The sequence below is a fragment of the Bacillus sp. SDLI1 genome (assembly GCF_001553895.1).
Taxonomy (GTDB): Bacteria; Bacillota; Bacilli; order Bacillales; family Bacillaceae; genus Bacillus; species Bacillus siamensis.
Genome location: NZ_CP013950.1, coordinates 1,762,409 through 1,784,568, shown reverse-complemented (window position 1 = coordinate 1,784,568; position 22,160 = coordinate 1,762,409). Strand labels below are relative to the sequence as shown.

27 protein-coding genes and 1 pseudogene are annotated in these 22,160 nt (G+C 46.5%); 24 read left to right on the top strand and 4 right to left on the bottom strand.

Features of this window, described 5'->3' with window-relative positions; all coding sequences use genetic code 11:
- Positions 1–67: 67 nt before the first annotated feature.
- The 5 genes from AUL54_RS08455 to AUL54_RS08435 all read left to right on the top strand — a co-directional run bounded on the left by AUL54_RS08455 (position 68) and on the right by AUL54_RS08435 (position 4,594).
- On the top strand, positions 68–1,117 hold the full coding sequence (locus tag AUL54_RS08455; RefSeq protein WP_016937187.1) for an AI-2E family transporter: 1,050 nt from the start codon (positions 68–70) through the stop codon (positions 1,115–1,117).
- A 100-nt stretch (positions 1,118–1,217) separates the two neighbouring features.
- Positions 1,218–2,144, top strand: coding sequence for an ABC transporter ATP-binding protein (locus AUL54_RS08450; protein ID WP_060963554.1), 927 nt, complete (start codon positions 1,218–1,220; stop codon positions 2,142–2,144).
- A gap of 19 nt (positions 2,145–2,163) precedes the next feature.
- Positions 2,164–2,904, top strand: a complete 741-nt coding sequence (locus AUL54_RS08445; RefSeq protein WP_101605620.1) for a DUF2705 family protein — start codon at positions 2,164–2,166, stop codon at positions 2,902–2,904.
- Positions 2,905–2,998: 94 nt separating this feature from the next.
- Positions 2,999–3,334, top strand: a complete 336-nt coding sequence (locus AUL54_RS08440; protein ID WP_003156210.1) for a hypothetical protein — start codon at positions 2,999–3,001, stop codon at positions 3,332–3,334.
- A 114-nt stretch (positions 3,335–3,448) separates the two neighbouring features.
- Positions 3,449–4,594 carry an acyl-CoA dehydrogenase family protein gene (locus AUL54_RS08435; protein WP_060963552.1) on the top strand — a complete coding sequence of 382 codons (1,146 nt, stop codon included), beginning with the start codon at positions 3,449–3,451 and terminating at the stop codon, positions 4,592–4,594.
- 26 nt (positions 4,595–4,620) lie between these two features.
- Here AUL54_RS08435 and fbpB read toward each other — a convergent pair whose 3' ends face one another.
- Entirely contained in the window at positions 4,621–4,767 is a 147-nt protein-coding gene (gene fbpB / locus AUL54_RS20660; RefSeq protein ID WP_003156206.1) for a Fur-regulated basic protein FbpB, read from the bottom strand.
- Positions 4,760–4,934: pseudogene (locus AUL54_RS08430) on the bottom strand (Fur-regulated basic protein FbpA); the annotation flags it as partial. The pseudogene AUL54_RS08430 and the gene fbpB, both read right to left, overlap by 8 nt.
- 215 nt (positions 4,935–5,149) lie before the next feature.
- Between AUL54_RS08430 and AUL54_RS08425 the strand changes: the two are divergent.
- Positions 5,150–6,043 carry a cation diffusion facilitator family transporter gene (locus AUL54_RS08425; protein WP_060963550.1) on the top strand — a complete coding sequence of 298 codons (894 nt, stop codon included), beginning with the start codon at positions 5,150–5,152 and terminating at the stop codon, positions 6,041–6,043.
- On the opposite strand, the gene AUL54_RS08420 is transcribed toward AUL54_RS08425, so the two are convergent.
- Positions 6,040–6,357 carry a thioredoxin family protein gene (locus tag AUL54_RS08420; protein WP_060963549.1) on the bottom strand — a complete coding sequence of 106 codons (318 nt, stop codon included), beginning with the start codon at positions 6,355–6,357 and terminating at the stop codon, positions 6,040–6,042. The genes AUL54_RS08425 and AUL54_RS08420 overlap by 4 nt on opposite strands.
- A 153-nt stretch (positions 6,358–6,510) precedes the next feature.
- Between AUL54_RS08420 and AUL54_RS08415 the strand changes: the two genes are divergently transcribed.
- The 5 genes from AUL54_RS08415 (at position 6,511) to AUL54_RS08395 (ending at position 12,914) form a co-directional block, all read left to right on the top strand.
- A complete protein-coding gene (locus tag AUL54_RS08415) occupies positions 6,511–7,596 on the top strand; it encodes a D-alanine--D-alanine ligase (RefSeq protein ID WP_013351087.1) in 1,086 nt (361 codons plus the stop codon).
- Positions 7,597–7,673: 77 nt separating this feature from the next.
- Entirely contained in the window at positions 7,674–9,044 is a 1,371-nt protein-coding gene (locus tag AUL54_RS08410) for a UDP-N-acetylmuramoyl-tripeptide--D-alanyl-D-alanine ligase (protein WP_060963548.1), read from the top strand.
- A 330-nt stretch (positions 9,045–9,374) separates the two neighbouring features.
- The gene (gene cshA, locus AUL54_RS08405) at positions 9,375–10,862 is read left to right on the top strand and encodes a degradosome RNA helicase CshA (protein ID WP_060963547.1); all 1,488 of its coding nucleotides are present in this window, start codon (positions 9,375–9,377) and stop codon (positions 10,860–10,862) included.
- Between the two features lie 116 nt (positions 10,863–10,978).
- On the top strand, positions 10,979–11,458 hold the full coding sequence (locus AUL54_RS08400; protein ID WP_060965072.1) for a PH domain-containing protein: 480 nt from the start codon (positions 10,979–10,981) through the stop codon (positions 11,456–11,458).
- Complete coding sequence (locus AUL54_RS08395) at positions 11,448–12,914, top strand: PH domain-containing protein (protein WP_060963546.1); 1,467 nt, start codon at positions 11,448–11,450, stop codon at positions 12,912–12,914. Before AUL54_RS08400 ends, AUL54_RS08395 begins: the two co-directional genes overlap by 11 nt.
- On the opposite strand, the gene AUL54_RS08390 is transcribed toward AUL54_RS08395, so the two are convergent.
- Positions 12,911–13,510, bottom strand: coding sequence for a rhomboid family intramembrane serine protease (locus tag AUL54_RS08390; RefSeq protein WP_016937174.1), 600 nt, complete (start codon positions 13,508–13,510; stop codon positions 12,911–12,913). The two genes, AUL54_RS08395 and AUL54_RS08390, sit on opposite strands and share 4 nt — an antisense overlap.
- A gap of 92 nt (positions 13,511–13,602) precedes the next feature.
- On the opposite strand from AUL54_RS08390, the gene acpS reads away from it, so the two are divergent.
- From acpS to AUL54_RS08325, 13 genes are all read left to right on the top strand, one after another.
- Complete coding sequence (gene acpS / locus AUL54_RS08385; protein WP_060963545.1) at positions 13,603–13,968, top strand: holo-ACP synthase; 366 nt, start codon at positions 13,603–13,605, stop codon at positions 13,966–13,968.
- A 164-nt stretch (positions 13,969–14,132) separates the two neighbouring features.
- Entirely contained in the window at positions 14,133–15,140 is a 1,008-nt protein-coding gene (locus AUL54_RS08380; RefSeq protein ID WP_016937172.1) for a LolA family protein, read from the top strand.
- A gap of 115 nt (positions 15,141–15,255) precedes the next feature.
- A complete protein-coding gene (alr, locus tag AUL54_RS08375; RefSeq protein WP_016937171.1) occupies positions 15,256–16,425 on the top strand; it encodes an alanine racemase in 1,170 nt (389 codons plus the stop codon).
- A 119-nt stretch (positions 16,426–16,544) separates the two neighbouring features.
- On the top strand, positions 16,545–16,826 hold the full coding sequence (endB, locus tag AUL54_RS08370; RefSeq protein ID WP_003156188.1) for a type II toxin-antitoxin system antitoxin EndoAI: 282 nt from the start codon (positions 16,545–16,547) through the stop codon (positions 16,824–16,826).
- 5 nt (positions 16,827–16,831) lie between these two features.
- A complete protein-coding gene (gene ndoA, locus AUL54_RS08365; protein ID WP_003156187.1) occupies positions 16,832–17,182 on the top strand; it encodes a type II toxin-antitoxin system endoribonuclease NdoA in 351 nt (116 codons plus the stop codon).
- Positions 17,183–17,302: 120 nt separating this feature from the next.
- Complete coding sequence (locus tag AUL54_RS08360) at positions 17,303–18,124, top strand: STAS domain-containing protein (RefSeq protein WP_060963544.1); 822 nt, start codon at positions 17,303–17,305, stop codon at positions 18,122–18,124.
- Positions 18,125–18,128: 4 nt separating this feature from the next.
- Positions 18,129–18,494 carry an RsbT antagonist protein RsbS gene (gene rsbS / locus AUL54_RS08355; RefSeq protein ID WP_003156180.1) on the top strand — a complete coding sequence of 122 codons (366 nt, stop codon included), beginning with the start codon at positions 18,129–18,131 and terminating at the stop codon, positions 18,492–18,494.
- 2 nt (positions 18,495–18,496) lie between these two features.
- On the top strand, positions 18,497–18,898 hold the full coding sequence (locus AUL54_RS08350; protein ID WP_003156178.1) for an anti-sigma regulatory factor: 402 nt from the start codon (positions 18,497–18,499) through the stop codon (positions 18,896–18,898).
- An 11-nt stretch (positions 18,899–18,909) separates the two neighbouring features.
- Positions 18,910–19,917 carry a PP2C family protein-serine/threonine phosphatase gene (locus AUL54_RS08345; protein WP_016937170.1) on the top strand — a complete coding sequence of 336 codons (1,008 nt, stop codon included), beginning with the start codon at positions 18,910–18,912 and terminating at the stop codon, positions 19,915–19,917.
- Positions 19,918–19,980: 63 nt separating this feature from the next.
- Entirely contained in the window at positions 19,981–20,310 is a 330-nt protein-coding gene (locus AUL54_RS08340) for an anti-sigma factor antagonist (protein ID WP_016937169.1), read from the top strand.
- Positions 20,307–20,789 (top strand): anti-sigma B factor RsbW, encoded by a 483-nt coding sequence (gene rsbW / locus AUL54_RS08335; protein ID WP_003156173.1) that lies wholly within the window; start codon positions 20,307–20,309, stop codon positions 20,787–20,789. Before AUL54_RS08340 ends, rsbW begins: the two co-directional genes overlap by 4 nt.
- Entirely contained in the window at positions 20,755–21,543 is a 789-nt protein-coding gene (gene sigB, locus AUL54_RS08330) for an RNA polymerase sigma factor SigB (RefSeq protein WP_060963543.1), read from the top strand. The genes rsbW and sigB overlap by 35 nt, the downstream gene beginning before the upstream one ends.
- Positions 21,543–22,145 (top strand): phosphoserine phosphatase RsbX, encoded by a 603-nt coding sequence (locus tag AUL54_RS08325; RefSeq protein ID WP_060963542.1) that lies wholly within the window; start codon positions 21,543–21,545, stop codon positions 22,143–22,145. The genes sigB and AUL54_RS08325 overlap by 1 nt, the downstream gene beginning before the upstream one ends.
- Positions 22,146–22,160 lie beyond the last annotated feature (15 nt).

Here is a 22,160-nt window from a genome sequence, read left to right as displayed (position 1 = left end):
ATATAATTTACAATTAGAGAGTGAAAGATGAAATCTAAGGGCTTTTTGTCCTAGCAGGAGTGTATAAATGGCGGCTATTTTTAAATTTTTTCAGCATCCGGGTGTCAGACGTTTTTCCGTTTTTCTTGTTTTGACTGGGGTGTTAGTTGTATTCCGAAGTATGATTAATTTGATTTTGCTTACGTTTATTTTTACTTTTCTGATGGATCGGCTGGAGACTGTCATCCGGCACGTGTTGAACCATTTTTTCCGTATCAGTCAGAGGGTGGTCATCACCATTTTATATATTGCGCTGGCTGTCGGAGCGACTGTGGGGGGCTTTGTCTTTTACCCGATTGTTGCCAAGCAGATTGAACAGCTGATTAAGCAGATCAAGCATATCGCGTATCATCCCGATGTCATCCCGTTTTATGATGAAATATCGAGCGTGTTCGGTGACATTAATATCGGTTCTTATGTAAAAGAAGGATTTAATGTACTGTATACATACTTGGCCGATATCAGCACTTTCGGTTTGCAGGTCGTGATGTCACTGATTCTCAGCATGTTTTTCCTGTTCGAGAAAAAGCGGCTCACGGAATTCATGAAAAAATTTCAGCACAGCAAGCTGTCTGTCTTTTACTATGAACTTGCTTTTTTCGGCAGCAAGTTTGCGAGAACATTCGGCAAAGTGATTGAAGCACAATTTATTATCGCGCTGGTGAACTGTATTCTCACCTTCATCGCATTGGCCATTCTGCATTTTCCGCAGCTGTTCGGCCTGTCCATCATGGTCTTTTTCCTCGGGCTCATTCCCGTGGCGGGTGTGGTGATTTCGCTCATCCCGCTCAGTATCATCGCGTATACGACAGGCGGCGCTGCGTACGTCATCTACATCGTATTGGTCATTTTCGTCATTCATGCGATTGAGACGTACTTCCTCAATCCGAAACTGATGTCAGCGAAAACGGAACTTCCGATCTTTTTTACCTTTACGGTTTTGATTTTCTCGGAACATTTCTTCGGCATTTGGGGCCTGATTATCGGGATTCCGATTTTTGTGTTCCTGCTGGATATTCTGGATGTCGTCAATAATGAAGAGAAAGAAAAATCCGGACCGGGGCCGGAAAAGACGTAACAGCCCCGGCGCTTCACGAATAAATGACAAATGTTATAATGCAGACAGTGCCTTATGTACGGGCACTGTTTATTTTTTTTTGAAAAAGGAGGAAGGCTGTATGACTGAGCCGATTTTACATATTGAAGGCCTTGACAAAACAATAGGCAAAAAGCACATTTTGAAAAACATCAGCATGGATGTCAGGCAGGGCGAGATCATCGGTTTGCTCGGTCCGAACGGGTCGGGAAAAACCACACTGATCCGAATCATCGTCGGTCTTTTAAAGGAAAACAGCGGCACGATTACAATTAACGGCTTTCAGCACGATACTGAGTTCGAAAAAGCGTTGGAATCCGTCGGCGCGATCGTGGAAAACCCTGAATTTTATCCGTATCTGACGGGATGGGAAAACCTGAAGCACTTTGCCAACATGCACAAAAACATCAAAGAGGACAGGCTTCAGGAAGTCATCGAGCGGGTCGGGCTCGCAAATGCCGTTCACGACAAAGTTAAAACGTATTCCCTCGGCATGCGTCAGCGTCTCGGGATTGCACAGGCCATTCTTCACCGTCCGAATCTGCTCATTTTAGATGAACCGACAAACGGGCTTGATCCCGGCGGAATGAAAGATTTTCGCGATCACTTAAAAGAGCTCGCGGAGCTTGAAGGGACGAGCATCCTTTTTGCGACGCATTTATTGCGTGAAGTAGAGGACCTTTGCGACCGTGTCATCATCATTCAAAAAGGTGAAATTAAAACAGAGGTCGTTCTGCGAGGCGCTGCGGAAAAAGAAGAAAAAGCCGTCCTCGACATACAGCCTGCTGACGAAGCATTCGAATGGCTGTCCCAACAGCAGTTTGCTCCGGAGAAAAAAGGCGGGGACATTACCGTCACCGTAGCGAAGAAGGACATCCCGGCATTAAACCGGGCGCTCGTCGGACAAGACTTTCTCGTGTATTCCATCATGCCGTATGCGGAATCGCTTGAGGATGAATTCATGAAAGTGACGGCGGCGCTTCAAGAGGAGGGGGAGACGAATGTTTAAATTGACAGCGAATGAGCATATGAAACTTTTTAATCGTAAAGTCTCATTAGTGGCGCTGATTTTAATGGCCGTTCTTCAGTTTATGATGGCGCTCGTCATTAAACGGCTTGTCATCAGCTCCGGAACGGACGAGAACTTCATCGGCTATATGGCGTACGCACCCGGGCTCAATATTCTGCTTGAAGCATTAACGATCGTCATTGCGGCGACGATCATTTCAGCTGAATTTGATAAGAAAACGATTAAATTTTTGTTAATCCGTCCGGTAAAGCGGGAGCGGATTTTTATATCTAAACTCATTACCGTATTTTTGGTCAGCTTGTACCTGTATGCGGCGTACTATATTCTGTCTCTGCTGTTTGGCATGGCTTTCTTCGGAGTGTCGGTGACATCTGAATCAGGGACGCTTCTTGTGAACACACTGAAAGTAATCGGCACGAACTGGGTCGAGGCATTCGCGATGGCATGCTTCGGATTGCTGTGTTCTTCCTTATTCCGTAACAGCGCCACGGCCGTCATTCTGTCATTTATCGTCCTGTACGGCGCAAAATCACTCGTGACGATTATGTCGCTCTTTCAAAACAAATGGGGAAGTTTTCTGCTGTTCGCGAATACGGACCTGACGCAATACATGAGCGGGGCGAAACCGCTGTTTGCGGGAATGACGCCGTTATTTTCGACAGGCATTATCATTATCCATATCGTCTTCTTCTTAGCCGTCGCTTGGTGGAGCTTTTGCAAACGCGATGTTCGGGTATAAAGTAAAGGAATGACATTTTTGTGAAAAAGATCACGATAAATCAATAATTTATGCTATTTTGATTTATAATAAAGGTAATGACGGAGGTGCTCACTTGAGAAATTTTATTACCGCATTACCGATTGTGTTATTGCTTGGTTTTTCCTTTGTGTCATTCATGTTCCAATTCGAACATCTTGTTTATTTCAGGCTTGCGCTGGGATTGTTTTCTACAGTGGGTCTGTTTCTCTTATATAAAATGAAGACGGGATTCCGTTATTTCATCATCTACCTGTATGCAAGCTGGATCGTGCTTGCGGCGGTTACCGCGTTTGAAGAGCCGATTTTCTCAAGCTTTTTCTTTGGCGGACTTGTGATGACGATGGGTTACCTCACATATATGCTGATTTATCTCGGGCTCAAGCAGGACCGCGGCCCGGAAGCAGTCTGAGCACGCTATTCTATGGAATAGCGTGTTTTTTCGTACAGCCTTACAGTTGCGAAACGGGACTTGAATCTCTATAATACTTATTAACTTTATCGGAATTATAATGGGGGGATTCCAGTGTCTTTATGGATACAGAACGAACGGCAGAGAGAATGGATGGAAAAAATCGGCCTGCTTGCAGACGAATTTCAAAAAACAGCCGCGCTCGATGACGAAGAGGGCCGTTTTCCCGCGGAGAAAATTGAAAGACTGCGGGATGCGGGATATACAGCGCTAACGGTACCTGAGGCCTTCGGCGGTGCAGGCATTTCTGTTTATGATATGGTGCTGTTTCAGGAACGGCTGGCGCGGGGAGACGCGGCCGTTGCTCTCGGAATCGGCTGGCATTTATCTGTCATGGGAGAGCTCGGAGAAGAAAACAGCTGGAATGAAGATGTCTTTTCATTTATCACTGAAGAGGTGAAAAAGGGAGCCGTCCTGAACAGGGCAGCGACTGAACGGCAGACCGGCAGTCCGACGAGAGGGGGAAGACCCGGCACCTCTGCTGTCAAAAAGAACGGACAATGGGTGCTGAGCGGCCGAAAAACTTTTACAACCCTTTCGCTGACTTTGGATTATATGCTTGTGACGGCATGGATTGAAGAAAAACAAACGACCGGTGTTTTTCTCATTCATAAAGATCAGGCAGGCGTCTCGGTCGAAGAAACATGGGATATGATTGCCATGAAGGCGACCGGAAGCCATGATCTCCTTTTAGACCATGTCACGGTCAGTGACGAGCGGCTTGTGGAGCTTATCAGCGGGCCGAGAGCGGCGAAAGTGAATGGCTGGCTGCTTCACATTCCTGCTGCTTATCTGGGCATCGCTCAAGCGGCAAGGGACTATGCCGTCCGCTTTGCATCCGAATATTCACCGAATAGCCTGAACGGACCGATTAAAGACGTGCCGGCCGTTTTGCAGCGGGTCGGAGAAATGGAGCTTGAATTGTTAAAAGCGAGACAGTTTCTTTTCACGGCGGCGCAAATGTATGATGACCCGAAACGCCGCCCTTTCATCAAAAGCGAGCTTGGCGCGGCAAAACATATTGTGACAAATGTCGTCCTTTCCGTTGTTGATAAAGCCATGAGAATCACCGGCGCGAAAAGCCTGGAGCGAAACAACCCGCTTCAGCGGTATTACCGGGACGCCCGCGCCGGACTTCACAACCCGCCGATGGACGATGCGGTTATCGGCAAATTAGCGGCGGAAGCCTTTGAGCAATAAAAAAAAGAGCCTGAAATAGGCTCTTTTTATGTATGGCTGTTGTGCCGGAGCAACTTTTGATGCTTGCGGTCGATTCTGTCATAAATTACATTCATCAGCTTTTGATTATTCATAATGGCCGCCTTGTTTTCTTTTATCAGCTGTTCGTATGTTTTTATTTTCCGTTTCGCCATGAGCCCGCACCTTCCTTACATATTTGATATTCGCTTTCTAACTCTCCAAGCGATAATTCATATAAGTGCCGTTCCGACTTTTTGTATATTCCGTTACTGATCAGCAAATGGATCAGATGTTTTTTACGTCCTTCGACTGATGATCTGAGTTGAGGAGAAGATCTCATGATTACCCTCCTAATCAAATGATATTGAGAATCATTATCAGTTAATGAAAGTATACAATGAGCCTATTCATATGTAAAGAGAAAATACCGCCAATTTTTCGACAAAAAGTTTCCCGGGGAATAATGCTGTCGAATTGATTGCATTTCCGCCATTCAAAACTGCTATTTTTCTGCTTTTCCATCCATACTATGAATGAGAATGGAGGAGTCCTTACATGAATGATCAAACGGCAAACTTAAAACGGGGCGAAAAAGGCGCGATTCTTAATATCGCCGCGTACCTCATCCTTGCCGCAGTCAAATTGGCGATCGGTCTTATTTATCATTCCGAAGCGCTCAGAGCGGACGGGTTAAATAATGCCACGGATATTGTCGCATCTCTTGCTGTGCTGATAGGGCTCCGGATTTCCCAGCGCCCCGCGGACAGCGATCATGCCTACGGACATTATCGGGCTGAAACCATTTCTTCACTAATTGCGTCTTTTATTATGATGGCGGTCGGGATTGAAGTGCTGATCGGGGGAGCGAAGGCGGTTGTCAGCGGAACGGAGGCCGAGCCGAGCTACATTGCGGCATGGACGGCGCTCGGAAGCGCGATCGTGATGTACGGCATGTATGTATATAACAGCCGTCTTGCAAATCGGATCAAAAGTTCGGCGCTTCATGCGGCGGCGAAAGACAGCCGATCTGACGCATATGTCAGTATTGGGGCGTTTATAGGTGTCATAACTGCCCGCTTTCATCTGCCATGGATTGATCCGGTCATTGCTTTTCTGATCGGGATCATCATCTGTAAGACGGCATGGGACATCTTCAAAGATGCTTCCCACTCATTGACGGACGGATTTGACTTGAAAGATTTGGAACCGTACAAACATACGGTGAAAGAAGTAAAAGAAGTCAGCAGGCTGAAGGATGTGAAAGCAAGGTACTTGGGAAGCACGGTTCATGTGGAAATCATCATTACGGTAGATCAGGGACTGTCTGTGAAGGAAGGCCATGAAGTAGCCGATGAAGTCGAATATGCAATAAAACATGAACATGATGTGACTCATGTCCATGTTCATGTAGAGCCAGAAGTCATAAACAAAGATCACGAAACGAATTAAATATGCTGTGATAAAAACTCTGTGACTTCTTCCGGAGTTTTCGCGTTTGCGCTGTGCAGATGCGCTTTCTTTTCACCTTTTTTAAAGACCAGAAGGCTCGGGATGCCCATCACCTGATATTTGTCGGCAAGCTCAGGGAGTTCGTCTCTGTTCAGCTCATACCAATCATTTTGATTATATTCTTCCAAAATATCGCCGATGAACATATTCATGCGCGTGCAGTCAGGGCACCAGTCAGCGAAAAATTTCACGATGATTTCCTTGTCGGATTGAATAAGTTCATTAAATTGTTCTGTTGTACTGATTTTTTTCATATGACACATCTCCTTTTCCATGCCATTTTAATATAAAATAAAAAGGAATTACATACAAATGCTTTCATATTCAGAATGCCCAAAAATAATTAGATCATTTTCTGATGAAAATGATAAGATAGTAAAGATGAATTGCTGTGGGGGGAATATCCATTGAAAACAAGTCTAGGATTGGTGTACGGCGGAAAGTCAGCCGAACACAATGTATCGCTGCAGACAGCACTGGCTGTAACAAAAGCGCTTAATACTGATAAGTTTGATATACATCCGATTTACATCACTGAAAAAGGAGAGTGGCAAAGAGGCCCGCTTCTGACTGAACCGGTTTCCAACGTGAAAATGCTTCAGCTGGAACAAAACGGTGAAAGTTTTGCTCTTTCAGCATTGAACCGGGAAATGTTTCCTGAAGCGTCGGCTGACGAGAAGGCGCCGATTGACGTCGTATTTCCGCTTCTCCACGGACCGAACGGTGAAGACGGCACGATTCAAGGGCTGCTGGAGCTGCTGAATGTTCCTTATGTCGGCAACGGAGTGCTTGCATCATCCGCCGGCATGGATAAAGTCATCATGAAGCATTTGTTTGCTCAAGCAGGGCTTCCGCAGGCAAAGTATGCCGCTTTCTTAAAAAAGGATTGGAAACAGACGCCGGACAGCTGCTTACAGCAAGTTGAAGAAGAGCTGGGGTATCCGTGCTTTGTCAAACCGGCGAACCTCGGGTCAAGTGTCGGCATCAGCAAATGCCGAAACCGTGAAGAGCTTGAAAAAGCTTTCGAACTGGCTTTTGAGTATGACCGGAAAATTGTTGTGGAAGAAGGAATCGCCGGCAGAGAAATCGAAATCGGCGTGCTCGGAAATGACGAACCGAAATGTTCCGCCGTCGGTGAAATCGCTCCGAAAACCGACTTTTACGACTATAAAGCGAAATACGAAGATGGCGATACGGATTTAATGATTCCCGCGCAAGTGACGGATGAACAGTACGCGGAAATCAGCGAGATGGCGATTAAAGCCTTCAAGGCGATTGACGGCTCAGGCCTTGTCCGCGCCGATTTCTTCCTGACCAATGACGGTCAAGTGCTCATTAACGAAGTGAACACAATGCCGGGCTTTACGCCATTCAGCATGTTCCCGCTGCTGTGGAAAGAAGCCGGTGTAGATTACAGCGATCTGATCGAGCAGCTGGTTGAGCTGGCAAAAGAACGCCATGCCGAAAAACAGCTGATTAAACATACATTTTAATGAAGACGGACACTGCCTGAAGGGGGCAGTGTCTTTTCCCGTAACAGACAACATTTTCAGAAAGCGAGGTGCTACCTTTGATAAAGCGAACTGTAAAACGAATCGCCGACATGGTCAAAGGCACACTGATAAATCCTGTATTTGAACAAACGATGATTGAGGGCGCCGCAACCGATACGCGGACTTTGGAAAAAAATCAGCTGTTCATTCCTTTAAAAGGAGAGCATTTTAACGGCCATACCTTTGTGCCGCAAGCATTCGAAAAAGGCGTCTCCGCGGTATTGTGGGACCGCTCTGAGCCGAATCCGCCCGAAGAGCGTGCCGTGATCCTTGTCGATGACACGCTGGAGGCGCTGCAAATATTGGCAAAAGCTTACTTAAAAGAGCTCGGCACACGGGTCATCGGGGTGACCGGAAGCAACGGAAAAACGACAACAAAAGATATGCTTCACGCCGTCCTCGGCACTCAATACCGCGTTCACAAAACCGCAGGCAATTTCAACAACCATATTGGCCTGCCGCTGACCGTGCTTGCCATGCCTGAAGATACAGAAATCGCCGTTTTAGAAATGGGGATGAGCGCGAGAGGCGAAATTGATTTTCTGAGCCGTCTCGCCGAACCGGAAGCTGCCGTCATTACCAATATCGGCGAATCCCATATGCAGGATTTAGGCTCAAGAGAAGGAATTGCGGAGGCGAAACTAGAAATTATAAACGGACTTCGGGAAGACGGCGTTCTGTTTTATTTCGGGGATGAGCCGCTGCTTCGCGAAAGGGCGTACACTTGCCGGACAACGACATACGGCGCAGGCGCGGACAATGATTTCCGCCTGAAAGAAATGAAACAGGCGGAAGAAGGCACTTATTTCAGTATCGCCGGTATTGATCGTTCTTTCTTTGTTCCCGTTCTCGGCAGACATAATGTCATGAATGCCATGGCCGCATACGCCGCGGGCATCTATTTCGGCATTACGCCGGAAAATGCCGCTCTTGGACTGAGCCGCCTGAAAGTGACGGGAATGAGATTGGAATTGGTCAAAACGGAAAACGGCATTTCAATCGTTAACGACGCGTATAATGCGAGTCCGACGTCAATGAAAGCGGCGGTCGAATTAATCGAAACGATGAAAGGCTACCGGAAGAAAATGCTCGTGCTCGGTGATATGCTTGAACTCGGTGATCATGAAAAAGCATTCCACGAAGAATGCGGAGCCGCGATTAATCCGGAGGAGATCGACCATGTATTTACTTACGGCACTCTTGGCGCGTTCATCGCTGACGGGGCACGCCGGCATTTTGAAGAAGGCCGCGTCAGCCATTATTTCGACAAAAAAGAACTGCTTCACGCCATACAGGAAAAGGCCGCTTCCGGCGATCTCCTTCTGTTTAAAGCATCAAGAGGTATGAAGCTTGAAGAAATCGTTAAAGATTTATTAGAGAAGAACTGAAGAAATACTGATCAGCGTCATAAAAATTTATAAAAATGAAGAAACTAAATCCGGGTGAAATAATTCTGTCCGTATGAAAAAGAAATACCGCCGGTTGGAAAATCCCGCCCGGCGCGGGGGCCGGCGTCATTTGCGGGAAGAATCCGGTCAGGCCGCTTCCGGCAGCTTGACCATCTCGCCTTATTGAAAAACACATAGTGTAATGGTAAGATTAAACGTAAAGTAATTCGGGCTTTGTATACGTATGATCCTGTCCTTTGTATGAGAGGGCAGTTTTTAGTGGTAAATCACGACATTACTGAAACAGCAATCAGAAGGAGTTTGAATAATTTGACTATAACGTTTCAAGATTTCCAATTAAGTTCTGATCTCATGAAGTCAATCAATCGTATGGGATTTGAAGAAGCAACACCAATTCAGGCACAAACGATTCCGCTCGGACTTTTAAATAAAGATGTCATCGGACAAGCGCAAACAGGTACAGGTAAAACAGCTGCGTTCGGTATACCCCTTGTTGAAAAAATGAACCCCGAGTCTCCTAATATTCAAGCAATCGTAATCGCGCCAACCCGTGAATTAGCCATTCAAGTATCTGAAGAGTTATATAAAATCGGACAAGATAAGCGTGCGAAAGTGCTGCCTATTTACGGCGGCCAGGATATCGGGCGTCAAATCCGCGCATTGAAGAAAAACCCGCATATCATCGTAGGTACGCCGGGACGTCTTCTTGACCATATCAACCGCCGCACGATCCGTCTTAACAACGTGAATACGGTTGTCATGGATGAGGCCGACGAAATGCTGAACATGGGATTCATTGATGATATCGAATCAATTCTCTCAAACGTGCCGAGCGAGCACCAAACGCTTCTATTCTCAGCAACAATGCCTGCGCCGATCAAACGGATCGCAGAGCGTTTCATGACTGAGCCGGAGCATGTAAAAGTAAAAGCGAAAGAAATGACTGTTTCCAACATTCAGCAGTTCTACTTGGAAGTGCAAGAGCGTAAAAAGTTCGACACGCTGACTCGTCTTCTTGACATTCAGTCTCCGGAACTTGCGATCGTATTCGGACGTACAAAACGCCGTGTCGATGAGCTGGCTGAAGCCCTGAACCTGCGCGGATATGCAGCTGAAGGAATTCACGGCGACTTAACGCAGGCGAAACGTATGGTTGCGCTTCGTAAATTTAAAGAAGGTGCAATCGAAGTGCTTGTAGCGACTGACGTTGCAGCCCGCGGACTTGATATCTCAGGCGTAACACACGTGTACAACTTTGACGTGCCTCAAGATCCTGAAAGCTACGTTCACCGTATCGGAAGAACGGGCCGTGCAGGAAAAACGGGTATGGCGATGACGTTTATCACACCGCGTGAGAAAAGCATGCTTCGCGCGATTGAACAAACGACAAAACGCAAAATGGACCGCATGAAAGAGCCGACGCTTGACGAAGCATTAGAAGGTCAGCAGCAGGTGACGGTTGACCGTCTGCGCACGGCGATCAGCGAAAACAACCTGAACTTCTACATGACGGCAGCTGCGGAATTGTTAGAAGATCATGATGCAGTGACAGTTGTGGCTGCAGCCATCAAAATGGCGACAAAAGAGCCGGACAGCACGCCTGTACGCCTCACTGATGAAGCGCCGATGGTCAGCAAACGCTATAAAAACCAGCGTACTTCTAAGCGCAGAGACGGCCAAGGCGGCGGCTACCGCGGCGGCAAAGGGAAAAACAACAGCCGTTCTTCCTACGATAAAAAACGTTCAACTGACCGCCGTTCATCTTCAAGTGACAGACGCCAGAAAAAATCATACTAAAACACAGGAAGCGGACCCTTTTACAGGGTCCGCTTTTTTTCGATATGCCGGAAAGTGAATCTTTTTTGCAAATCAGCCGTATTTGTATGTATGATAAAAAATGGGAGGTAGGTATGTTGAGAGCACAGCCAAAAAATCGAATCAGTCCAAGCGGCTTAAAAGTCTGGCGTCTTCAGGAAATCATCCTGTCCGCCGTTTGTCTTCTGGCCGTTATAGCAGCAGCTGTTTTAAGCCATTTTTTCCATTGGCCGTATTGGATCACCGGAGTCCTCGGCATCATTTGGATCATCGGCTCAGTGATATCCATCTATGCCATACCGAAAATCAGGCACAGGATCTGGCGCTATGAAGTCCATGAAAATGAAATAGATATTCAATCCGGCATTTTTATTGTCAAACGGGTCATTGTGCCGATGGTGAGGGTGCAGCACGTAGATACTTCACAAGGCCCGCTTCTCAGAAGATACCGCCTGGCCTCAGTCAAAATCTCCACGGCGGCGACCATTCATTCCATTCCGGCGCTTGATATGGAGGAAGCTGACCGGCTGAGGGATTCCATTTCCCGTCTGGCAAGGGTGACGGAAGATGATGTCTGAACCGAAACGTCTGCACCCGGCGGCCGTGATTTTGAACTTATTCCATATTATTATCGAAACCATTAAAAATATCATTCTTCCGTTTTTTCTCGTCTATATCGTCAATTCCAACCACTTCATCCGCTTTTATGGCGGCATTGCGCTCGCCGTTTTGCTTATCTGGCTGATTGCAGCAAGCGTGATCGAATGGAGAAAGTTTACATATCGCATTGAAGACGGGGAATTCAGAATAGAAGAAGGCTTATTTTTTACGAAAAAAAGATACATCTCCATTGACCGGATTCAATCAATGAATACGAGTGCAGGCGTCATTCAGCAGCTTTTTAAGCTGGTTAAGCTGCAAATCGAAACGGCCGGCGACGGAAAAAATGCCGAGGCCGTCTTATCCGCCATTACTGTGGAAGAGGCGGAACGGATCAGAGCAGCGGTTTTTCAGCAAAAAGCTGAGCTGGAAGAACACCGGGAGACAGCGGCGGAGCAGGAGCCGATGCCTAGGGGTGATGTGCAATCCGTCTACAGGCTGTCTTTAGGCGAGCTGCTCATGGCGGCTTCAACATCCGGGGGAATCGGTGTCATCATCTCAGCGGTATTCGCCCTCTTTTCTCAGATTGATGAAGTATTTCCGATGGACTGGCTCTATGACAGGTTCTCTTTTCTCAAGCATGCGAGCATCGGCATTTACGCCGTGATCATTTTCATAGGATTGTTCATCGCCTGGCTGTTAAGCATCGCCGGTATGATGATCAAGCATGCCAACTTCAAAATAGAGAAAAAGGAACATGAATTAGTCATTACACGAGGAATTATTGAAAAGCATCAAGTGACGATCCCGCTCCGTAAAATTCAGGCCATTAAAATTAAAGAAAATGTCATCAGACAGCTATTCGGATACGCGACGGTTGCGATTGTCAGTGCAGGCAGGGCGGGGAATGAGAAAGAAGGCGCTCAGACGATTCTGTTTCCGATCATCCGCAGATCAAAGCTCGGTGTGATGCTGAACGATTTCACACCGGACTACGTGCTGGAAGAAAACCGGAATCATTTGCCGAAAAGGGCGCTGCGCCGGTATTTATTCCGATCCGTTATCTTTTCGGTTTTCGTAATCATCCCGCTTTGTATTCTGTTTAAACCGTGGGGATATGCCTCGCTGCTTGTGCTTCCTGCCGAACTGGTGCTTGGATATGCCTCGTTTAGGACAGCGTCATGGTGCATAAACGGCGGCAGGCTTCAGATCACCACGAGGCTGATCGGGAAGACGACCACGATTATGCTGAGAAGAAGAATGCAGATGTTTGAAGTCAGCCGGTCTATTCTGCAAAAAAGAAGACGGCTCGCATCCGTGGCTACCGCAGTGAAATCAGCTCACCACATGGAGCATGTCATGCTGAAGGATGTCAGTGAGGAAGATGCCGAACGCATCGGGCGCTGGTATTCATATGAAAAAGCGGACGGTTAATACCGCCGCTTTTTTTGCTGCACGCATAAAAAAGAAAGCAAAAATCCGCCTGCCAGTCCGAATAAATGCGCCATAATGTTAATATTAGAATTGATAAAGGTCGACAGCACCGCGATGACAAGCAGCGTCATAATCATTTTTGACTGGTCCCGGCCGATCAGCTCTTTCCGGAAAACAGTCAGAAACACATACACGCCGAAAAGTCCGAAGATCGCCCCTGATGCGCCGACATGCACATAATCAAGCGGCTCGACAAGATACGTGCCGATATTGCCGATGATGCCTGATGCGATGTACACAATCAGAAAACGGACTTTTCCGAGCATCTGCTCAAGCGGGGGCGCGAATAAAAACAGAGACATGGAGTTAAACAGGAGATGGGTGAAATTCGCGTGTAAAAACATTGGTGTCACCAGCCGCCACCATTCTCCCTCGAAAACGCCGTAATTATAGCCGGTCACTGCATCTGACCACATCATGACGGAATGAAGCGGCAGGCTGAAAAACAGCCATAAAAACGCCTGAAGCGCCAGAATACAGCTGACGGCGGGATAACGTCTGATAAAAGTCTGGAAATTTTCCGTTCGTATAAACATCGCAAGCCCCTTTGCACTTGATTTGTTACATATATAGTAACACGTTTATGACACAAACCGTTTTTTAGTACGGACTTTTAGGAGGAATTCACATGATTTTCGGAATCGGAATCGACATCGTTGAACTGCACAGAATTGAAAACATGCTCAGCCGGCAGACGAGATTTCCGCAAAGAATATTGACGGACGGTGAATACGTCCGTTTTACACAGCTGTCGGACAAAAGGAAAATTGAATTTCTCGCGGGAAGATTCGCGGCAAAAGAAGCCTTTTCGAAAGCGTACGGCACGGGGATCGGCAAAGAGCTCAGCTTTCAGGATATTGAAACCGGAAAGGACCCGGCCGGAAAGCCAGTGCTGACGTGCGCCAAGCTTGACGGCGCGGCAATTCACGTCTCCATTACCCACACAAAAGAATACGCCGCGGCGCAGGTCGTGATTGAAAGGTTGTCACGCTAGTCTGCATATTAGCCGAAACCCCTTCATATATTTGATAGTGCATTAAGGGAGACAAGTTGTTTGAGGCTTTTATGGTACGCGTCCGGCCGTTCAGGGCGTACCGTTAAAGTCAAACAAGCGATTTCTTCCCTTTACATCAATTGAGAAGAAGGGGTTGGAAAAAGGTGAGAAAAAGCTTTGTTTTGCTTTTAACGGGACTGCTTGCCGTCCTTATTCTTTCGGCCTGCGGCCAAAAATCACAGGAAGATATCGTGACCGGTTTAGATAAGAAGGCGAAAGAATACACCTCGTACAAAGCAAAAGCCAAAATGACCATTGAAACGGGGAGTGATCCGCAAGTATACAATGTGGAAATCTGGCATAAAAAACCTTCCCTATACCGGGTCTATCTGGAAAATCCGAAAAAAGACCAAAATCAAGTCATTTTACGGAACGCCAACGGAGTCTTTGTCCTCACGCCGTCTTTAAATAAGAGCTTCCGCTTCCAAAGCGACTGGCCGAATAACAGCAGCCAAGTATATTTGTTTGAGTCACTTGTAAAAGACGTGCAAAATGACAAAGACGCCGTCTATTCCGCCAAAGATAAAAAGTACACGTTTGAAACAAAAACAAACTATCAGCATAACAAAATGCTGCCGACGCAAGAAATCACTTTCAACAAAAAGGACATGAGCCCATCGCTCGTCAAAGTCATGGATACAGACCGGAAAGTGATGGTAAAAGTCGAATTCAAAAGCTTTGAATTCAACAAACCGTTTGACAAAGACTCTTTTGACGAGAAGAAAAATATGACGCTTTCCCAGATGGACGTCGCCACAAGCGCCAAGCCGTCTGATTCATTTGCCGTCAAAACACCGCTTCAAGTGCCGGCCGGCGTCAAAAAGCTTGAAGAGAAAGATATTTCAACCGCGGACGGCAAACGGGTCGTCATGACATACGGCGGGGAAAAATCATTCACGCTCATTCAAGAAAAAGCCCAAATCGCAAAAGCAGCTTCTGCCGTCACGCTGAAAGGCGAACCGGTTAATCTCGGCTTCACGGTCGCCGCACTATCCGATACGTCTTTAACGTGGACATATGACGGAGTGGATTATCTCCTGTCATCGAAGGATCTTACCAAAGACGAAATGGTGGCCGCCGCCAAAAGCATGCAGGGACAGTCGTCAAAATAACGTCAAAAAGAGGCCGCCGCTGCCGGCCTCTTTTTTGATTCCATTTCACTTTGCAGCATAATTTTAGTATGATAATAACAATATGGTTTGAAAATAATGCTAGGAAGTGTATCGAGTGAACACAGCATCCTTTTACAGAGAAACGTGGGCGGAAATCAACCTGTCTGCGATTAAAGAAAATGTCACACATATGAAAAAACACATCGGCGAAAACGTCCATCTCATGGCGGTTGTAAAGGCGAACGCTTACGGCCACGGAGATTTGGAAGTCGGGAAAGCCGCGCTTGAAGCAGGTGCCTCGTGTCTTGCCGTAGCGATACTGGATGAGGCGATCTCCTTGAGAAAACGGGGCATTACAGCGCCGATTCTCGTGCTTGGCGCCGTGCCCCCTGAATATGTACAAGCCGCTGCCGAATATGACGTCACACTGACGGGATATTCTGTTGAATGGCTTCAGGAAGCTGCGCGCCACCTCGGAAGTGAAACAGTGCCTTTTCACCTGAAAGTCGATACCGGCATGAACAGACTCGGAGTCAAAACGGAGGAAGAAATCCAAAGCGTGTTAAAAATCCTCGGCCAAAATCCCGGTTTAGTCTGTAAAGGCGTATTCACCCATTTTGCAACCGCGGATGAAAAAAACAGAGATTATTTCCTCTTCCAATTTGAACGCTTTAAAAAATTGATCGCTCCGCTTCCTTTAAAAGAATTGATGGTTCACTGCGCGAACAGCGCTGCCGGACTTCGTCTTAAAAAAGGCTTCTTTAACGCGGTTCGTTTCGGCATCAGTATGTACGGGCTCCGTCCTTCCGCTGACATCCAAAACGAAATTCCGTTTCAATTAAAGCCGGCTTTTGCACTGCACTCTGTTTTATCCCATGTGAAAAAGATCCGCAAAGGGGAAAGCGTCAGCTACGGTGCAACATATACGGCAGAGAAGGATCAATGGATCGGAACTGTTCCCATCGGCTATGCAGACGGATGGCTCCGCAAGCTGAGCGGTACGGCTGTGCTGATCGGCGGCAGACGGATGAACATTGCCGGAAGGATCTGCATGGACCAATTGATGGTCGAATTAGACCAATCTTATCCGCCGGGCACCAAAGTCACCCTGATCGGCAGCCAGAAAGAAGAAACGATCACGATGGACGAAATCGCCGGGCGGCTTGAGACGATTAATTACGAGGTCCCTTGTACCATTAGTTCCCGCGTTCCCCGTATGTTTTTGGAAAATGAGAGTATAATGGAAGTAAGAAATCCTTTACTGCAAGAAAATACAAGCAAGTAGCCGTCATCCGGAAAAAGAGAATTTATAAAACAGCTTTGCTTGACGTTTGAATAATGGTATCATTATGTCTGGATGGATGAATTGGTCGTATCCGTAAGTTTGGTGGAGGTGTATGTTTTTTGTCTGAATCCAGCGCAAGAACCGAAATGAAAATCAGCTTGCCTGAAAACTTAGTAGCTGAATTGGATGGTGTAGCGATGCGGGAGAAACGAAGCAGAAACGAACTGATATCACAAGCAGTGAGAGCGTATGTCAGCGAACGGACAACTCGCCACAACCGTGATTTGATGAGACGCGGGTATATGGAAATGGCGAAAATCAACTTGAACATTTCTTCTGAGGCTCACTATGCTGAGTGCGAAGCAGAAACGACCGTTGAGCGCTTAGTCAGCGGAGGATAATCATTTTGATTGTAAAGCGCGGCGATGTTTATTTTGCTGATTTATCTCCTGTTGTTGGCTCAGAGCAAGGCGGCGTACGCCCGGTTTTAGTGATCCAGAATGATATCGGAAATCGCTTTAGCCCGACTGCTATTGTTGCAGCCATAACAGCCCAAATACAGAAAGCGAAATTACCAACCCACGTCGAAATTGATGCGAAACGCTACGGTTTTGAAAGAGATTCCGTTATTTTGCTGGAGCAAATTCGGACGATTGACAAGCAAAGATTAACGGATAAAATAACTCATCTGGATGATGAAATGATGGATAAGGTTGATGAAGCCCTGCAAATCAGTTTGGCACTCATTGATTTTTAGTCATATTTTTCTGGTTGCTCATATGGAGCAACTTTTTTTGTTTTCGAAAAACACAAGCGCTATAATAAAGAGATAATCAAACAAAATTTGTTGTTTTGTGTCGGGAGGTCAGTGAAACCCATGTCGAATCAGAAAGTGTATCAGTTCATTATTGATCAGCATGATGAACTGCTTGATACTTGGACAGCCAAACTAAAAGAAGTAGGCAATCAGGAAGACTATCAGCTTACGAATCACATATGTGAAAATATTTGTAAAGATTATATAGACATTCTTTTATTATCGACTAAAAATGATGAGGTCACCGAAGAGCAGATCAGTGAACTCGCACTGCGCGCCGTTCAGCTTGGCCTGTCACTGAAACTTCTTTCAGCCACCCTGTCAGAGTTTTGGAAACTGCTTTACGAAACGATGGTCGACCTTAATATGGCCGATCAGGACAGAGCGGATTTGATTTTGGAAATAGACAGCTTTTTCAATCCGATCAACACGGAAATCTTAAATCAGTATTCTATCTCCTGGGAAAAAACGGTTACTTTGCAAAAAATCGCGCTTCAGGAATTGTCAGCTCCGCTGATCCCGGTATTTGAGCATGTAACGGTTATGCCGCTTGTCGGGACGATTGATACGGAGCGTGCAAAGCATATTATGGAAAATCTGTTAAACGGCGTCGTAAAGCACCGTTCACAGGTTGTATTGATTGATATTACGGGCGTGCCGGTCGTTGATACGATGGTGGCGCACCATATTATTCAGGCATCGGAAGCGGTGCGGCTTGTCGGCGCGAAATGCCTGCTCGTCGGAATCCGTCCGGAAATCGCGCAGACCATCGTTAATCTGGGAATTGATTTGTCACAGGTTATTACGAAGAATACCCTTCAAAAAGGAATTCAAACAGCGCTTGAGATGACAAATCGAAAAATCGTTTCATTGGGGGAATAACATTGTGAGACATCCGAAAATCCCGATCTTGAAACTGTATAACTGCTTATTGGTATCCATTCAATGGGAACTTGACGACCAGACTGCTTTGCATTTTCAGGAAGACCTGCTGAACAAAATCTATGAAACCGGCGCAAACGGGGTCGTCATCGACCTGACATCCGTTGATATGATCGATTCATTTATCGCGAAAGTGCTCGGCGATGTTATTACCATGTCAAAATTAATGGGCGCAAAAGTCGTGTTGACGGGAATTCAGCCGGCTGTAGCGGTCACATTGATTGAACTCGGAATCTCACTTGAGGAAATCGAAACAGCGCTCGACTTAGAGCAAGGGCTTGAGACATTGAAGCGGGAATTGGGGGAATAGCGATGAACGACCAATCCTGTGTGAAAATCATGACAGAATGGGATATCGTAGCCGCCAGACAGCTTGGCCGCAACGTTGCGAAGGAATTAGGCTTCGGCACGGTGGACCAGGCCAGAATCACGACGGCTATCTCAGAATTGGCCAGAAATATCTACTTATATGCCGGCAAGGGCCAGGTCAGCATAGAACAAGTAAACGACAGAGGAAAAAAAGGCCTTAAAATCATAGCAGAAGACAAAGGACCCGGAATCCCCGACATCCGTAAAGTGATGGAAGACGGCTTTTCAACGTCAGGCGGACTGGGAGCGGGCCTTCCGGGCGTCAAAAGGCTGATGGATGAATTCAGCCTGCAATCTGTTGCAGAGGAAGGAACAGAGATTCAAGCCGTGAAATGGCTTCGGTAGGAGGTTAGAACGTGGATTTCAGGGAGGTTATAGAGCAGCGGTACCATCAGCTGCTTAGCCGATATATAGCCGAATTAACAGAAACATCTTTATATCAAGCCCAAAAATTCAGCCGAAAAACGATTGAACATCAGGTTCCTCCGGAGGAAATTATCAGCATCCACCGAAAAGTAATAAAGGAACTGTATCCGGATCTGCCGGAAGATGTTTTTCATTCGCTGGATTTTTTAATAGAAGTCATGATTGGCTACGGGATGGCTTATCAGGAACATCAAAGTCTGAGAGATATCCAGCAGGAGCTTCGTTCAGAAATTGAAATTGCCGCAAATGTCCAGCAGACGCTGCTGGGCACAAAAATTCCTGAAGAAGAAGAGCTGGATATCGGGGCGATCAGCGTTCCCGCCAAGCAGATGAGCGGGGACTATTATCACTTTGTCAAAGACAAGGAATCGATTAACATCGCGATAGCCGATGTCATCGGAAAAGGAATACCCGCCGCATTGTGCATGTCGATGATCAAGTATGCCATGGACTCTCTTCCAGAGATCGGCATTCACCCCTCCCAAGTGTTGAAAAACCTTAACCGCGTTGTAGAACAGAATGTGGACTCAAGCATGTTTATCACCATGTTTTACGCAAACTACAATACGAAAAATCACCAATTTACCTATGCTTCTGCGGGGCATGAACCGGGCTTCTACTACTCTGAAAAAGAAAAGAAGTTTTATGATCTGGAGGCAAAAGGATTGGTGCTGGGAATTTCTCAGGATTTTGATTACAGCCAATACGAACAGCACATGGACGAAGGAGACATGATCGTTCTTTTTTCTGACGGCGTCACCGAATGCCGTACCGAAAACGGTTTCTTGGAGCGCAGCGACATTCAGCGCATGCTGGAAGAACATATGGAATGCTCGGCGCAGGATATGGTCAAAAATATTTACGACAGCCTGCTGAGACTCCAGGACTTTCAGCTTCATGACGATTTTACGTTAATAGTTTTGAAAAGAAAGGTTTAACAAAACGGCAGCACGGGTAAAAAGCCATTAGCACGAGTAAGGATAACTTTCAGAGGTGATACGATGAATTTAACGGTAGATATGAAGGAGAATCTTTCAGATATACAAATCAATATCGCTGGGGAAATCGATGTATACTCAGCTCCGGTGGTTCGTGAAAAGCTGATGCCCTTGGCAAACGAGGGGAAAAACATGAGAATCTGCTTAAAAGATGTAAACTATATGGACAGTACGGGTTTAGGCGTTTTTGTAGGCGTGTTTAAAACGGTGAGCAAGGAAGGCGGTTCTTTGAAGCTTGAGAATCTTTCCGATCGGCTCGTCCGTCTGTTTGAAATTACGGGGCTTAAGGACATCATCGACATTTCGGCAAAGTCAGAAGGTGGCGTGCAATGAGTACATCAGTTGATTATATTGAGATGAAAATTCCGGCTGAACCGGAATACGTAGGGATCGTCAGGCTTACATTATCAGGTGTCGCCAGCAGAATGGGCTATACCTACGATGACATTGAAGATTTGAAAATCGCTGTCAGCGAAGCTTGTACAAACGCTGTCCAGCATGCATACAAAGATGAAAACAAGGGAGAAGTATCCGTGCGGTTCGGTGTGTTTGAGGACCGGCTGGAGGTCATTGTCGCCGATCAGGGAGACAGCTTTGATTTTGATCAGAAGCAGCAGGATCTCGGGCCGTACACACCTTCGCACACAGTCGATCAATTGTCAGAAGGAGGACTCGGTCTATATTTAATGGAAACGCTCATGGATGAAGTCAAAGTTCAAAGCAACTCTGGCGTAACCGTGGCGATGACAAAGTATTTAAATGGGGAGCGAGTTGATCATGGCACAACCATCAAAAACTACGAAACTAACTAAAGATGAAGTTGATCGGCTCATACGCGACTTTCAAATAAATGATAATAAAAAAGCCCAGGAGACACTCGTCGAGGTGTATACCAATCTCGTCGAAATGCTGGCAAAGAAATATTCAAAAGGAAAAAGCTTTCACGAGGATCTCCGCCAGGTCGGGATGATCGGGCTTCTCGGCGCCATTAAACGCTATGATCCGGAGGTCGGCAAATCCTTTGAGGCATTTGCGATTCCGACCATTATCGGCGAGATCAAACGCTTTCTCCGAGATAAAACATGGAGTGTACACGTCCCGAGACGAATTAAGGAACTCGGGCCGCGCATTAAAATGGCGGTGGATCAGCTGACGACAGAGACACAGCGGTCGCCGAAAGTCGAAGAAATCGCAGCCTTTCTCGATGTGTCAGAAGAGGAAGTGCTTGAAACGATGGAGATGGGAAAAAGCTATCAGGCGCTGTCTGTCGATCACAGCATCGAAGCGGATGCAGACGGAAGCACCGTCACGATCCTTGATATCGTCGGTTCGCACGAGGAAGGATACGAACGCGTCAACCAGCAGATGATGATCCAAAGCGTGCTTCATGTGCTGTCTGAACGCGAAAAACAAATTATCGATCTAACATTTGTGCAAAATAAAAGCCAAAAAGAAACAGGGGACATTCTCGGAATATCTCAAATGCACGTCTCGCGCCTTCAGCGGAAAGCGGTGAAAAAACTGAGAGAGGCCTTGATTGGAGATCCCTCCATGGAGCTAATGTAATGATTCAGGTTGAAGAAAACGAACATGTTCAAACTCTTGTATACCAATTAAATAAAGAAGGCAAGTCCATATGCGGGGACAGCTTTTTCATGAAGGCGGATGAAGAGGAATTGGTTTGCGCGGTAGCCGACGGTCTCGGCAGCGGATCCCTTGCCAACGAATCCTCCTCAGCTATTAAAGACATCGTGGAAGCATATGCGGATGAGGATGTGGAAAGCATCATTGAGCGCTGTAACCAAGCGATGAAAAACAAAAGAGGGGCGACTGCCTCCATCTTAAAAATCAATTTCACCAAAAGAGAACTGACATACTGTTCGATCGGGAATGTCCGTTTCTTTCTGCACTCCCCATCAGGCGAAGTCTTTCATCCGCTCCCGATTTCGGGTTACCTCTCAGGCAAACCGCAAAAATACAAAACGTATACGTCATCATACGAAAAAGGGGCGACATTCATCATCTACACGGATGGGCTGGAGGTTCCGCATATCCGCACCTGCTTAAAGCAGGGACACTCAATAGAAGATATATCAAAATCAATTCATCCGTACACAACATCCAGACGTGATGATTTGACCTATATTCTCGGGCAGCTTTTATCGTAAGGCTGCTTTTTTTAT

Coding starts and splice junctions, on each gene's coding strand:
- AUL54_RS08455 (WP_016937187.1), top strand. CDS start 68: ATGGCGGCTATTTTTAAATTTTTTCAGCATCCGGGTGTCAGACGTTTT.
- AUL54_RS08450 (WP_060963554.1), top strand. CDS start 1,218: ATGACTGAGCCGATTTTACATATTGAAGGCCTTGACAAAACAATAGGC.
- AUL54_RS08445 (WP_101605620.1), top strand. CDS start 2,164: ATGAAACTTTTTAATCGTAAAGTCTCATTAGTGGCGCTGATTTTAATG.
- fbpB (WP_003156206.1), bottom strand. CDS start 4,767: ATGGCGAAACGGAAAATAAAAACATACGAACAGCTGATAAAAGAAAAC.
- AUL54_RS08425 (WP_060963550.1), top strand. CDS start 5,150: ATGAATGATCAAACGGCAAACTTAAAACGGGGCGAAAAAGGCGCGATT.
- AUL54_RS08420 (WP_060963549.1), bottom strand. CDS start 6,357: ATGAAAAAAATCAGTACAACAGAACAATTTAATGAACTTATTCAATCC.
- AUL54_RS08395 (WP_060963546.1), top strand. CDS start 11,448: ATGATGTCTGAACCGAAACGTCTGCACCCGGCGGCCGTGATTTTGAAC.
- AUL54_RS08390 (WP_016937174.1), bottom strand. CDS start 13,510: ATGTTTATACGAACGGAAAATTTCCAGACTTTTATCAGACGTTATCCC.
- acpS (WP_060963545.1), top strand. CDS start 13,603: ATGATTTTCGGAATCGGAATCGACATCGTTGAACTGCACAGAATTGAA.
- AUL54_RS08360 (WP_060963544.1), top strand. CDS start 17,303: ATGTCGAATCAGAAAGTGTATCAGTTCATTATTGATCAGCATGATGAA.
- AUL54_RS08350 (WP_003156178.1), top strand. CDS start 18,497: ATGAACGACCAATCCTGTGTGAAAATCATGACAGAATGGGATATCGTA.
- AUL54_RS08340 (WP_016937169.1), top strand. CDS start 19,981: ATGAATTTAACGGTAGATATGAAGGAGAATCTTTCAGATATACAAATC.
- rsbW (WP_003156173.1), top strand. CDS start 20,307: ATGAGTACATCAGTTGATTATATTGAGATGAAAATTCCGGCTGAACCG.
- sigB (WP_060963543.1), top strand. CDS start 20,755: ATGGCACAACCATCAAAAACTACGAAACTAACTAAAGATGAAGTTGAT.
- AUL54_RS08325 (WP_060963542.1), top strand. CDS start 21,543: ATGATTCAGGTTGAAGAAAACGAACATGTTCAAACTCTTGTATACCAA.